Source organism: Pseudomonas hygromyciniae, from assembly GCF_016925675.1.
Lineage (GTDB): Bacteria > Pseudomonadota > Gammaproteobacteria > Pseudomonadales > Pseudomonadaceae > Aquipseudomonas > Aquipseudomonas hygromyciniae.
Map to the genome: position 1 here is coordinate 2,496,454 of NZ_CP070506.1, position 13,859 is coordinate 2,510,312.

Consider the following 13,859-nt stretch of genomic DNA (forward strand, 5'->3'; position numbering starts at 1 on the left):
ACCCACTTGTCAAAACATCCCGCTCACCACAGGCAAATCGTCAGAAGGTGTAGTTCAGCACACCCATCACCGAAGTCTGCATCCTGCGCTCCACAATCGGGCTTTTGCCCGCGTCACCCGACAAGTACTGCACATCCAGCAAAGTCGAGAATGTGGTGTGCTCGCCCAGGGGCACGCTCCAATCGAGGTTCAGCCCCCGGCTGACCATTCCACCCTTGGCGTCATACGCGCGAAAGCGGCTGCGCTGGGCTTGGCCGCTGGTCACGCCATACCAGGTCTGTACATAGTTGCTATCGCCAAAGCGGCTGTTGAGGCTGGCGTCCACGGTGCCGTAGTCGCCGTCATACAGGTTGGTGCCGATGCTCAATTCCAATGAGGTGAAGGCCTTGCCGCTGTCTTTTTTATCGTCTTGCTCCAAGGCATGTTCCAGGGTCGCGCTCAGGATCGCGCTGCCTAGGGTATAGCTGGCACTCACCCCAAACTGTGGCCGCGACTTGATGTCGCCCATGCCCTTGAGCCGGTCGGAACCCAGGTGGGTGCTTTTCTTCTGGTCCTTGCGCGCGGTGCTGGCGCCGACATAGGCGCTGAAACTGAGCTGGTCATCCTCATAACCCCAGCCCAGCCCCTTGTTGGTATCGAGAAAAATCCCCCATGGGCTGACGACGTTTGCGCCCAGCAATGGCGCGGTCATCCGTTCATTGCTGCCGCTGTAGCGCGGCAGGTTGGCCGCCCCGGCTTGCAGGCTGTATTGCCAGTCGGTGGCGACTGACAGTTGGGTGCAGGTGAGCAGGCACACAGAGGTGGCAGCGAGGTAGATCGTTCTTGAACGCATAATGGCCTTCGTCGTTCCATGGGAGGCTCGAATCCTAGGGAAGGCGTGGGCAGGGGTCTTTGACAGCTTTGTCGAAAAACTGTCAAAGACTGTTAAACCCCTGGGCTGCCTGCCCAGCGCCCAAACGCCGCACCGCCCCCAGACTTGATTTCAATCAAGGGCTCAATGGCCACCTGCCACCTACCATCGGCTGCATATCCCGGCCGTTGAAGTCAGTGAGCCCATGAACCGCCCCAAGCCCTCGACCCTCGCTACCCTGGCGGCAAGTCCCGTCACCTGGTTGGTTGTTCTGGTTTTACTGTTCAGTCTGGTGGGCCCGGCCCAGGCCAAGTCCTACGGCGCTATTGAACAGCAGCGCATCGACAAGATTTTCCCCCAGACAGACGCCATTTCCGCCCCTGAAGGTAAGTTCAAGGTGCGCACGCTGTCGGCCAACGGTGCGGTGATCGGCTATGTGTTCCAGAGCCTGGATGTGGTGGATATTCCGGCGTATTCCGGCAAACCGATCAACACCCAGGTGATCCTCGACCCGGCCGGGGTGATCCGTGATGCCTATGTGCTGGAGCACCACGAGCCGATCCTGCTGATCGGCATTCCCGAGGCCAAGTTGCATGACTTCACCGCGCGCTACAGCGGGATCAACGTCAAGCAACGGGTGGTGGTGGGGCGCTCCAGCGACAGCCAGGCGGTGACCGTGGATGCGGTGGCCGGTGCCACCGTTACGGCCATGGTGGTCAATGAAGTGATTATGCGTGCGGCCCATGAAGTGGCGGTGTCGCTCAAGCTGATCGAGGACACGGCCCGCACGGCGCAGAAAGTCGCACTAGTGCGCGCCGACCTGTTCGAGCCTGCCAGTTGGGCGCAATTGACCGGCAATGGCGCAGTGCGCCGCCTGCACCTGACACGCGGCCAAGTGGACGATGCCTTCAAGGGCACCGACGCCGAAGGTGTGGAAGTGGCGGGGCCGGGGCAGGCAGACGAGACCTTTATCGACTTGTATGTGGCGGATCTCAACGCGCCGTCCATCGGCCGCAACCTGTTGGGCGAGGCGCAATACCGGGTGCTGATGCAGGGCCTCAAGCCCGGCGAGCAGGCCATTGCGGTGCTGGGCCGTGGTTTGTTTTCGTTCAAGGGCTCGGGTTACGTGCGCGGTGGGATTTTTGATCGGGTGCAGTTGCGTCAGTTCGGCAACGTCATCAGCTTCCGCGATATGGACCACCAGCGTCTGTATGACGTGTTCGCCGAGGGCATGCCCGAGTTCGAGGAAATGTCGGTGTTTATCGTGCGCCCCCAGGCCGCGTTCGACCCAGGCTCGGCGTGGACCCTGGAGTTGTTGGTGCGGCGCCAGACCGGCCCGGTCAGCGGCACCTTCACCAGCTTTGAATTGCCCTACCAGATGCCCGAGGCGTATCTGGAGCGCCCGTTGCCGACCGCCGCCGAACAGGCCGCCATCGACGAAGCCAACCGGCCGATGTGGCTGACGATCTGGTACCAGAAACAGGTGCAAGTCCTGGTGCTGGGCGCCGCGCTGGTACTGCTGACGGTGATTCTGTTTATGCAGGACAGCCTGGCCCGGCGCCCGCGTCTGCTGCACTGGGTGCGTCGCGGTTATCTGCTGTTTACCGTGGTGTTTATCGGCTGGTACGCCCTGGGGCAGTTGTCGGTGGTCAATGTGCTGACCTTTGTGCATGCGCTGTTCCAGCAGTTCCGCTGGGAGCTGTTCCTCTCCGATCCGCTGATCTTCATGCTCTGGGTATTCACCGCCGCCAGCATCCTGCTGTGGGGGCGTGGAGTGTTCTGTGGTTGGTTGTGCCCGTTCGGGGCGCTGCAGGAGTTGATCAACGAGGCGGCGCGCAAGCTCAAGGTGCGCCAGTTCGAACTGCCGTTTGCCGTGCACGAGCGGCTGTGGGCGATCAAGTACCTGATCCTGCTGGGGTTGTTTGGCCTGTCCCTGGAGTCGATGGCCACTGCCGAACGGTTTGCCGAAGTGGAACCGTTCAAGACCGCCATCACCCTGCATTTCGACCGCCAATGGTGGTTCGTGGCCTATGCCTTGGGGCTGCTGGTGATCAACGTTTTCACGCGCAAGGTCTATTGCCGCTATGTCTGCCCGCTGGGCGCCGCACTGGCGATCCCCAGCAAGTTCCGCCTGTTCGACTGGCTCAAGCGCCGCAAGGAATGTGGCGATCCGTGCCAGTTGTGCGCCAAGGAATGCGAGATCCAGGCGATCCATCCCGACGGCCATATCAACGCCAATGAATGCCACTACTGCCTCGATTGCCAGATGACCTGGCACAACGACCATAAATGCCCGCCACTGATCAACAAGCGCAAGAAACGCAACAAGGCCGCACCCACCCCTGGGCAATTGATCCCGGTGGTGCAGGTGGCGGTGCCTGAATGACGGCCTTGGGCACCCACTTTTCCCCTCTGGAGCACATCATGAACGACAGCGAATCGAAAAAAACCGGGGCTACTGCGCAACCCGAAGGCATGAGCCGGCGTGGTTTCCTCGGCACCGGTGCCGTGACCGGCGCGGTGCTGGCAGGCGCCTCGGCCATCGGCGGTACGGTGTTTACCCGCGAGTCCTTTGCGGCGGCGGCCAAGGAAGCGAAGTCGAAGATCCATGTGGGCCCGGGTGAGCTGGACCAGTACTACGGTTTCTGGAGCGGCGGCCACCAAGGCGAAGTGCGGGTGCTGGGTGTGCCGTCGATGCGTGAGCTGATGCGCATCCCGGTATTCAACGTCGATTCGGCCACCGGCTGGGGCCTGACCAACGAGAGCAAGCGCATCCTTGGCGAGGGCGCCAAGTACCAGAACGGTGATTGCCATCACCCGCACTTGTCCACCACCGATGGCCGCTACGACGGCAAATACCTGTTTATCAACGACAAGGCCAACACCCGCGTGGCGCGGATCCGCCTGGACATCATGAAGTGCGACAAGATCGTCACCGTGCCCAACGCCCAGGCGATCCACGGCCTGCGCCTGCAAAAGGTGCCCTACACCAAGTACGTGTTCTGCAACGCCGAGTTCATCATCCCGCACCCCAACGACGGCCACACCTTCGACCTGCAAGACAAAAACAGCTTCACCATGTTTAACGCCATCGACGCAGAAAAAATGGAAATGGCCTTCCAGGTCATCGTCGATGGCAACCTCGACAACGCCGACATGGACTACACCGGGAAATACGCGGCGGCCACGTGCTACAACTCGGAAAAGGCCTCCGACCTGGGCGGCATGATGCGCAACGAGCGCGACTGGGTGGTGGTGTTCAACATTCCGCGCATCGAGGCGGCGATCAAGGCCGGCAAGTTCATCAACCTCGACGGGGTCAAGGTGCCGGTGGTGGACGGGCGCAAGGGCGACGATGGCAAGGACAGTGAATTCACCCGCTATATCCCGGTGCCGAAGAACCCCCATGGCTGCAACACCTCGCCGGACGGCAAATACTTTATCGCCAACGGCAAGCTGTCGCCGACCTGCACCATCATCGCCATCGACAAGCTCGACGACCTGTTCAACGACAAGATCAAAGACCCGCGCGGCGTGGTCGTCGGCGAGCCGGAGCTGGGTCTGGGCCCGTTGCACACCACCTACGATGGTCGGGGTTTTGCCTACACCACGCTGTTTATCGACAGCCAGGTGGTGAAGTGGAACATCGCCGAAGCCATCCGCGCCTATGGCGGCGAGAAGGTCAACTACATCAAGCAGAAGCTCGATGTGCACTACCAACCGGGCCACAACCATGCGTCGTTGACCGAAACCCGGGATGCCGACGGCCAATGGCTGGTGGTGCTCAGCAAGTTCTCCAAGGACCGCTTCCTGCCCACCGGCCCGTTGCACCCGGAAAACGACCAGTTGATCGATATCTCGGGCGATGAAATGAAACTGGTCCACGACGGCCCGACCTTCGCCGAACCCCACGACTGCGTAATGGCGCGGCGCGACCAGATCAAGACCAAGAAAATCTGGGAGCGCAACGACCCGTTCTTTGCCGAAACCGTGGCCATCGCCGCCAAGGACGGCATCAAGCTGGAGACCGATAACAAGGTGATCCGCGACGGCAAGAAAGTGCGGGTGTACATGACCTCCATGGCGCCGACTTACGGCCTCACCGAATTTACCGTCAAGCAGGGCGATGAGGTCACGGTGACCATTACCAACATCGACCAGATCGAGGACGTGACCCACGGCTTTGTCATGACCAACCATGGCGTGAGCATGGAAATCAGCCCGCAGCAAACGTCTTCCATCACCTTCATCGCCGACAAGCCGGGGCTGCATTGGTACTACTGCAGCTGGTTCTGCCATGCGCTGCATATGGAGATGGTAGGGCGCATGTTGGTGGAGCGCGCTTAACGGCGAGCACCCACCAAAAGTGTGGCGAGCGGGGCAAGCCCGCTCGCCACAACAGACCGCTCACCACAATAAGCCCGCTCTCACAGGGGATCTGTTTTGATCAAAAGGAATACTCCGTGGCTCGACCCCGCACGTTATTGATCGGGTGTGCGTGGCTGTTTTTTTCGGCCACCGCCAGCGCCGCTGTACTGCCCATCACCGACTTGCCGTTGGTAGCCGCAGGCCCGCAGCACTGGCGCCTGCCCGCCGGCGACTACCAGGGCTCCTTCAGCATCGACCAACCTTTGCAACTCACCTGCGAACCCGGTGCGGTGATCCACAGCCAGGGCTTGGGCAACGGCTTGCTGATCAGCGCTGCCGACGTCACCGTCGAGGGCTGCACCTTCCTCGACTGGGGCCACGACCTCACCGCGATGAACGCGGCGATCTTCATCCAACCCAAGGCCCACGGCACCTTGATCAAGGGCAACCATATGCGCGGCCAGGGTTTTGGCGTGTGGGTCGATGGCACGGCGGACGTGAGCGTGATCGACAACCAGATCCAGGGCGACCCAACCCTGCGCTCCCAGGACCGGGGCAACGGCATCCACCTGTACGCGGTCAAGGGCGCGCGAGTGATCGGCAACCAGGTGCGCGACGCCCGCGACGGCATCTACATCGACACCTCCAATGGCAACCTGCTGCAAGGCAACACCCTGGAAGACCTGCGCTATGGCATCCACTACATGTTCGCCAATGACAACCAGGTGCTCGACAACATCACCCGCCGCACCCGTACCGGCTACGCGTTGATGCAAAGCCGCAAGCTGACGGTGATCGGCAATCGCTCCGAAGAGGACCAGAACTACGGGATCCTGATGAACTACATCACCTATTCCACCCTGCGCGACAACGTCGTCAACGATGTGCGCGACGGCACCACGGGCGACACCATGATCACCGGTGCCGAAGGCAAGGCACTGTTTATCTACAACTCGCTGTTCAACAGCATCGAACACAACCACTTCGGGCGCAGTGCGGTGGGCATTCACCTCACGGCCGGCTCCGAAGACAACCGGATTGCCGGCAACGCCTTTGTCGGCAACCAGCGCCAGGTCAAGTACGTGGCCACACGCTTGCAGGAGTGGTCGGCGGATGGCCGGGGCAATTACTGGAGCGACTACCTGGGCTGGGACCGCAACAGCGATGGCCTGGGGGATGTGGCCTACGAACCCAACGATAACGTCGACCGCCTGCTGTGGCTGTATCCCCAGGTGCGCCTGTTGATGAACAGCCCCGGCATCGAGTTGCTGCGCTGGGTGCAACGGGCGTTTCCGGTGATCAAGTCGGCGGGGGTGATGGACAGCCATCCGCTGATGAAAGACCCCACGCTTTCCCTGCTCAAGGAGCCCGCATGATGCCTGTCGTCGAAATCCAAGGCGTGACCCAGCGTTATGGGCACGCCACTGTGCTGCATGACCTCAACCTGAGCCTGGCGCCCGGAGAGGTGCTGGGCCTGTTCGGCCATAACGGCGCGGGCAAGACTACCAGCATGAAGCTGATCCTCGGTCTGTTGCAGGCGAGCAGCGGCCAGGTGCGGGTGTTCGGCCGGGCGCCCAGCGATCCCCAGGTGCGGCAGATGCTCGGGTATCTACCGGAAAACGTGACCTTCTACCCGCAACTCAGCGGCCTGGAGACCTTGCAGCATTTTGCCCGGCTCAAGGGCGCGTCGATGAACCAGGTCGCGACGCTGCTCGAAGACGTTGGCCTGACAGCGGCGGCGCGGCGGCGGGTCAAGACCTATTCCAAGGGCATGCGCCAGCGCCTCGGCCTGGCCCAGGCGCTGCTTGGCGAACCACGCTTGCTGCTGCTGGACGAGCCCACCGTGGGCCTCGACCCGATCGCCACCCAGGATTTGTATCGCTTGCTCGACCGCCTGCGCGGGCAGGGCACCAGCATCATCCTTTGCTCCCATGTGCTGCCGGGCGTGGAAGCCCATATCAACCGCGCCGCGATCCTCACCCAGGGCCGCCTGCTGGCCCTCGGCACCCTGGCGGCGTTGCGCGAAGAAGCCGGGCTGCCGACCCTGATCCGCAGCAGTGGCCTGCAACGCGCGGCGCTCTTGCAAAAACGCTGGAGCGAGGCCGGCCACGTGACCCGGCGCTGGGGCGCGGAGGGCCTGCAAGTGGCTGCGTTCAATGGCAACAAGCTGGACCTGTTGCGTCAGTTGCTCGACCAGGAAAACCCCAGTGATGTGGAAATCGTCGTGCCGTCCCTGGAAGACCTGTACCGCCATTACATGGACAGCCCTGCGGAGCGTGCCCTATGACGCCGATCTGGAACATGGCCCGCAAGGAATTCAGCGATGGCCTGCGCAATCGCTGGTTGTTAGCGATCAGCCTGTTGTTCGCGGTACTGGCCATCGGCATTGCCTGGCTCGGTGCGGCGGCGTCCGGGCAACTGGGCTTCACCTCGATCCCGGCGACCATCGCCAGCCTGGCCAGCCTAGCGACCTTTCTGATGCCGTTGATTGCGTTGTTGCTGGCCTATGACGCGATTGTCGGCGAGGACGAAAGCGGCACCTTGCTGCTGTTGCTCACTTATCCCCTGGGGCGCGGGCAGATCCTGCTGGGCAAATTCGTGGGGCATGGGTTGATCCTGGCCCTGGCGACCTTTATTGGATTTGGTTGCGCCATGCTCGCCATTGCGTTGCTGGTGGATGACGTCGAGTTCAGCCTGCTGCTTTGGGCCTTTGGTCGATTCATGCTGACGTCGACCTTGCTCGGCTGGGGCTTTCTGGGGCTGGCGTATGTGTTGAGCAGCGTTTCGGCAGAGAAGTCCACGGCGGCCGGGCTGGCCCTGGGCGTGTGGTTCTTTTTTGTCCTGGTGTTCGACCTGGCGTTGCTGGCGCTGCTGGTCATCAGCGAGGGCCAGTTCAGCCCGACGCTGCTGCCCTGGTTGTTGATGTTCAACCCGGCGGATGTGTACCGGCTGATCAACCTGTCGGGCTTCGATACCGGCCCGGCGTCGGTGGGCGTGATGGCGTTGGCGGGCGACCTGGCAGTGCCGACGGCGGTGTTGTGGTTGTGCCTGGCTTTATGGGTCGCAGGGCCGCTGGCCTGGGCCTATTGGCTGTTTGGGCGGCGCGCAGCCTGAGTTTTTATTGGTGGAGCAGATAAGCATGAAAATCGGGTTGGTATTGCTGTTGAGCCTGCTGTTGGTCGGGTGTGACAAGCCAGTGGCGGCGGGCGCAGGTGAGGGGCCGGTGGCGTTTCATCCGGCCGATGAATGCCATGTGTGCGGCATGGTGATCAGCGAATTCCCTGGGCCCAAGGGCGAGGTGGTGGAGCAGGGCGCGGCGAAGAAGTTTTGCTCGACCGCAGAAATGCTCGGCTGGTGGTTACAGCCGGAAAATCATCATGCCCAGTCAAAGCTGTATGTGCATGACATGGGGCGCAGTCATTGGGACACCCCGGATGATGCCCATCTGATCGACGCCAGGACGGCGTACTACGTGCTCGGCACCGGGTTGAAGGGCGCCATGGGCGTGGTGCTGGCCTCGTTTGCTGAGCAGGCGGTGGCACAGAAAGTCGCGGCGGACACCGGTGGGCGGGTGTTGCGCTTTGAGGAGATCGACCTGGCACTGTTGCAGCAGCCGAGTGGCATGGCCCATAGCGGTCATTGAGGCTGCTCTCCTGTGGGAGCGGGCTTGCCCGCGATAGCGGCAGTTCAGTCAGCATTTCTGGCGGCTGACACACCGCTATCGCAGCATAGGTATCTACACAACTTTGCCGCAACAGGCAGATAGCGCAGTTGTGGCGAGCGGGCTTGTCCCGCGCTGGGCTGCGAAGCAGCCCCAAAACCAGCCGCTGCGGTGTATCTGGTACAACGCATTCGGCTTATTGGGGCTGCTTCGCAGCCCAGCGCGGGACAAGCCCGCTCGCCACAGGGGAGTTCGTCAGTTTCTGAAAGTTGTGTAGATACTTATGGCTATCGCAGGCAAGCCAGCTCCCACAGCCTAGCGGTTGACCAGCTTCGCCGGCAAGGCAATCACCAGCAAACAACTGAGTAGCAAGCTGGCGGCAAAGAACCACATGGCCCCGGCGGCGCTGCCGGTGATATCTATCGCCAGGCCCATCAAGGAGTTACTGACCAGCCCGGCGATGTTCGCCAGGGAACAGGCCAGGGCAAAGCCGGTAGCCGCTGCGGTGCCCGTGAGGAAGGTCGCCGGCAAGGCGAAAAACACCGGCACCGCGCCAAGGATGGCCGCCGAAGCCACGGCAAACAGGGCCACGGTCGCGACCACGTTATGGGTGAAGAACGTGCTGCTGGCCATGGCCACGGCGCCCACCAGAAACGGCACGATAATGTGCCAGCGGCGCTCACGGTATTTGTCGGAACTGGCGCCGATCAGCAGCATGCCGGCCAGCGCGGCGATGCTGGGCAGGGCGGTGAGCAGGCCGATATGGAAGGTGTCGCTGATCCCCGCGTTGCGGATCAGGGTCGGCATCCAGAAACCCATGGCATAGGCACTGAGCAAGATCGAAAAATCGATCCCGCCGAGCATCCACACCTTGAGGTTGAAGAACCCATCACGAAAGCGCCGCGGGCTGTGGCTGGCCTGGCTGGCATCGGCGTGCAGTTGCTGTTGCAGCAAGGTCTTTTCAGCGCCAGACAACCATTTGGCCTGGTGATAGGTATTGGGCAGCGCCCAAAACGCCAGCACTCCCAACAGCACGCTGGGCAGTGCTTCAAGCAGGAACAGCCATTGCCAGCCACGCAGGCCGCCCAGTTGGTCGAAGTGACTCATGATCCAGCCGGACAACGGCCCGCCAATCACACTGGACAGCGGCAGGCCGATCATAAAGAGCGCAATCACCCGCCCCCGGCGATGGGTGGGGAACCAGGTGGTCAGGTAATACAACACCCCCGGCAGGAACCCGGCCTCGGCAACGCCGAGCAAAAAGCGCAGGACATAGAACTGGGTGGTGGAGGTGACCAGCAGCGTGCAGGCCGAGAGCAGGCCCCAGGTGATCATGATGCGGGCAATCCAGATCCGCGCGCCGACACGCTCCAGAATCAGGTTGCTCGGCACTTCAAACAGGATATAGCCGACAAAAAACAGGCCGGCGCCCAGGCCGAAGGCGGTTTCGCTGAACTGCAACTGGTCTTGCATTTGCAACTTGGCAAAACCGATGTTGATCCGGTCCAGATAGGCGGCCAGGTAGCAGAAACACAGGAAGGGAATCAGCTTCCAGGTGATCTTGTGGTACAGCGCGTGGACCGGGTCGGCGACCGTGGGCATCGGTGAGTCTCATGGGCATTGAGTTGGGCGGGGCGAATATAGCATTCCGTCACCGACAAGCTCTGTCTGAAACGCGCCAACTGACTGGGGTTGGTGTGCGAAAGAAGCTACGTTTAACGCTTCTAATAAAACAGAGTATCCACGGATGAACTACCAACCCTTTACCCGAACCTTGATCGCGACGGCCCTGGTCCTGACATTCAGCGGTGTGCAGGCGGCCTCCCAGGCCCCGGTGGCCGGTGAAAACGGCATGGTGGTGACGGCCCAGCATTTGGCGACCCATGTGGGTGTCGATGTGTTGAAGGCCGGCGGCAACGCCGTGGATGCGGCCGTCGCCGTGGGGTACGCCCTGGCGGTGGTCTACCCGGCAGCGGGCAACCTAGGGGGCGGTGGGTTCATGACTGTGCAACTGGCGGACGGGCGCAAGACCTTCCTCGACTTCCGCGAAAAAGCCCCCTTGGCGGCCACCGCCGACATGTACCTGGACAAGGACGGCAACGTCGTCCCAGGCCTGAGCGCCAAGGGCCACCTGGCAGTCGGCGTGCCCGGCACCGTCTCCGGCATGGAACTGGCCCTGAGCAAATACGGGACCCTCAAGCGCGCCCAAGTGATCGCGCCGGCGATCAAGCTGGCGGAAGACGGTTTTGCCCTCGACCAGGGCGATATCGACATGCTGCACAGCGCTACCGAAGAGTTCAAAAAAGACCAGGACCTGCGTGGCATCTTCCTCAATAAAGGTGAGCCGCTGCAGGTCGGGCAGAAGCTGGTGCAAAAAGACCTGGCCCGAACCCTGCGGGAAATTTCCGCCAAAGGCACCGATGGCTTCTACAAAGGTTGGGTGGCCAAGGCCATCGTCGACTCCAGCCAGGCCGGCAAGGGCATCATCGCCCAGGTCGACCTGGACAAATACCAGACCCGCGAACTGGCGCCCATCGAATGCGACTATCGCGGCTACCACGTAGTCTCGGCGCCGCCACCCAGCTCGGGCGGCCTGGTGATCTGCCAGATCATGAACATCCTCGAAGGCTACCCCATGGCCGAACTGGGCTACGGCTCGGCCCAGGGCACCCATTACCAGATCGAAGCCATGCGCCACGCCTACGTCGACCGCAACAGCTACCTGGGCGACCCGGACTTTGTACAGAACCCGGTGGAGCACCTGCTGGACAAGAACTACGCCGCCAAACTGCGCGCCGCCATCGAGCCGCAAAAGGCCGGCGACTCCATGGCCATCAAGCCCGGCGTCGCGCCCCATGAAGGCAGCAACACCACCCATTACTCCATCGTCGACAAGTGGGGCAACGCAGTCTCGGTGACCTACACCCTCAACGACTGGTTCGGCGCTGGCGTCATGGCCAGCAAGACCGGGGTGATCTTGAACGACGAAATGGACGACTTCACCGTCAAGGTCGGCGTGCCCAACATGTACGGGCTGGTCCAGGGCGAAGCCAACGCCATCGCCCCAGGCAAGGCGCCACTGTCATCCATGAGCCCGACCATCGTCACCAAAGACGGCAAGGCCGTGATGGTCATCGGCACACCGGGCGGCAGCCGCATCATCACCGCCACCTTGCTGACCATCCTCAACGTCATCGACTACAAGATGAACATCCAGGAAGCCGTCAACGCCCCGCGCTTCCACCAGCAGTGGATGCCCGACAGCACCAACCTCGAAACCTTCGCCCTGAGCCCCGACACCCAAAAAATCCTCGAAAGCTGGGGCCACAAATTCGCCGGCCCCCAAGACGCCAACCACCTGGCCGCGATCCTCGTCGGCGCCCCATCCCTGGACGGCAAACCCGTGGGCAACAACCGCTTCTACGGCGCCAACGACCCACGGCGCAACACCGGGCTGTCATTGGGCTACTAAGCGTAGACAGGGCAGGGGCCAGCCGCCTCTGCTCTGCTTCACAGAAGAATATTTTTTGAAATCAAGGGGTTGCCAGTCCCGGCAAATCAGTACATAATTGCCGCCATCGAACGCACTGAGGCATAAAAAACTTCAATGTTTTCAATGAGATAGAGTAGAGGCAAGCTTCACATAGCCCACTCAAGTTTATATGCGGTGAATGTCGGTTGTTCTGGCATTGATCGTTTGAGGCCGAGTAGCAAAATGGTTATGCAGCGGATTGCAAATCCGCCTACGCCGGTTCGATTCCGACCTCGGCCTCCACTCTTAAAGCCCCGTAGATCAATGGTCTACGGGGTTTTTATTGCCTGCAATTTAAGAACCGTTCCGCAACTTTCGTCATGCATTCCGCAACTAGGCCCTGATTTCTGCAAGTCCGAGAGCACTCAATGCGGTGGGATTTCAAGTCGCAAGCGCCGTGAACCTTTGAATTGACTACTTGATTTGAGCGCGTGATGGCTCGCATGATGTCAGTAGGGATGTCGTGAGACATACAGCCGAAAGCGCTGCAACCACACGAAGGTTTGAGGGACTCAATGAAGCTAGTAGACGAAGCGATAGATATTCTCAGTGATGCTAATCAGCCGCTGGCAAACGCTTTTTTTAAGGCTCAAGTTATTGCGCATAAACTGCAGAACAGAGACTTCGCAAAGTGGGTGAAGGATGAAATACAGGGGTACGGAGACGACGATGAGCTTCCAAAATATCGTATCTCAAATTTAACTCCGTACGGCAATGTTGAGAATGGAGTCAAACGTTATACAAACTATAAGTTGCCAATTGGTGGCATGCCTGAAGACATGGTAGAAAGAGTATTGGTTGTCCGGCACAGTCAAAGTATTGCCGTAATTGAAGAGTTTTCCAAAAAGGCCGATGACCTCATAGTAAGTATTGATCACCGTTTTTTCCCATTCTTACGGCAAGGAATAGAGAAATCATTCGGCATTTCAAGCGCGTGGGGAAAGCCCCCTGCTGGTTGTTTTGAGCAGATTTTAAACGAGGCAAGATCCCGACTGCTGGACTTTTTGTTAAACCTTGAACATGTCTTACCTGAAACTGAAGCGGGCGCTGAACCCAAGGTCATGCCTAAGGTTGAAGGGCTAAGTGAAATGTTCAAAGGCGCCGTTTTTGGAGATGGTGCGAATATAAGTTTGGCTATCGGTGAGGGGAATCAAGCATCGCATAATAAGTCAACGGTTGGCACAAAGGATTTGCCATCTTTGATTCGTGAGCTAAGAAGGAACAAGGTTGCAGAGGCGGATGTGGCAGAGTTGCAAGTCGCCATTAAAGACGATGACCTTGATCCTGAATCCGATAGCAAGAATTTTGGGCCTGGTGTACGCGCTTGGCTAGCCGGCATGATTTCTAAAGCCGGTACTCCAGCGTGGGAGATACCGGCTCAGGTGGGGGCTGGCGTGCTGACCTCTGCGTTGACAAAGTTCTTTGGGATGTGAGTTGTTAAGCGGATA

Annotated in this window: 10 protein-coding genes and 1 tRNA gene; 9 read left to right on the top strand and 2 right to left on the bottom strand. The window is 60.4% G+C overall.

What is annotated here, in order from left to right; all coding sequences use genetic code 11:
* Positions 1-40: 40 nt before the first annotated feature.
* Entirely contained in the window at positions 41-832 is a 792-nt protein-coding gene (locus tag JTY93_RS10860) for a MipA/OmpV family protein (protein WP_205480458.1), read from the bottom strand.
* A gap of 223 nt (positions 833-1,055) precedes the next feature.
* Between JTY93_RS10860 and nosR the strand changes: the two genes are divergently transcribed.
* From nosR to JTY93_RS10890, 6 genes are all read left to right on the top strand, one after another.
* Entirely contained in the window at positions 1,056-3,236 is a 2,181-nt protein-coding gene (gene nosR, locus JTY93_RS10865; protein WP_205480460.1) for a transcriptional regulator NosR, read from the top strand.
* 38 nt (positions 3,237-3,274) lie between these two features.
* Positions 3,275-5,197: a TAT-dependent nitrous-oxide reductase gene (nosZ, locus tag JTY93_RS10870; RefSeq protein WP_205480462.1), complete on the top strand. Its 1,923-nt coding sequence runs from the start codon at positions 3,275-3,277 to the stop codon at positions 5,195-5,197.
* Between the two features lie 137 nt (positions 5,198-5,334).
* A complete protein-coding gene (locus JTY93_RS10875; protein ID WP_240344655.1) occupies positions 5,335-6,594 on the top strand; it encodes a nitrous oxide reductase family maturation protein NosD in 1,260 nt (419 codons plus the stop codon).
* On the top strand, positions 6,594-7,505 hold the full coding sequence (locus JTY93_RS10880; protein WP_205480470.1) for an ABC transporter ATP-binding protein: 912 nt from the start codon (positions 6,594-6,596) through the stop codon (positions 7,503-7,505). Before JTY93_RS10875 ends, JTY93_RS10880 begins: the two co-directional genes overlap by 1 nt.
* Positions 7,502-8,332 carry an ABC transporter permease gene (locus JTY93_RS10885; RefSeq protein ID WP_205480466.1) on the top strand — a complete coding sequence of 277 codons (831 nt, stop codon included), beginning with the start codon at positions 7,502-7,504 and terminating at the stop codon, positions 8,330-8,332. Before JTY93_RS10880 ends, JTY93_RS10885 begins: the two co-directional genes overlap by 4 nt.
* A gap of 25 nt (positions 8,333-8,357) precedes the next feature.
* Entirely contained in the window at positions 8,358-8,861 is a 504-nt protein-coding gene (locus JTY93_RS10890) for a nitrous oxide reductase accessory protein NosL (protein ID WP_205480468.1), read from the top strand.
* A gap of 333 nt (positions 8,862-9,194) precedes the next feature.
* On the opposite strand, the gene JTY93_RS10895 is transcribed toward JTY93_RS10890, so the two are convergent.
* Positions 9,195-10,481, bottom strand: a complete 1,287-nt coding sequence (locus JTY93_RS10895) for an MFS transporter (RefSeq protein WP_205477709.1) — start codon at positions 10,479-10,481, stop codon at positions 9,195-9,197.
* Positions 10,482-10,626: 145 nt separating this feature from the next.
* Between JTY93_RS10895 and ggt the strand changes: the two genes are divergently transcribed.
* The 3 genes from ggt to JTY93_RS10910 all read left to right on the top strand — a co-directional run bounded on the left by ggt (position 10,627) and on the right by JTY93_RS10910 (position 13,844).
* Positions 10,627-12,351 carry a gamma-glutamyltransferase gene (gene ggt, locus JTY93_RS10900; RefSeq protein WP_205477710.1) on the top strand — a complete coding sequence of 575 codons (1,725 nt, stop codon included), beginning with the start codon at positions 10,627-10,629 and terminating at the stop codon, positions 12,349-12,351.
* 229 nt (positions 12,352-12,580) lie between these two features.
* Positions 12,581-12,654, top strand: a tRNA-Cys gene (locus JTY93_RS10905).
* Positions 12,655-12,926: 272 nt separating this feature from the next.
* Positions 12,927-13,844: an AbiTii domain-containing protein gene (locus JTY93_RS10910; protein WP_205477711.1), complete on the top strand. Its 918-nt coding sequence runs from the start codon at positions 12,927-12,929 to the stop codon at positions 13,842-13,844.
* Positions 13,845-13,859 lie beyond the last annotated feature (15 nt).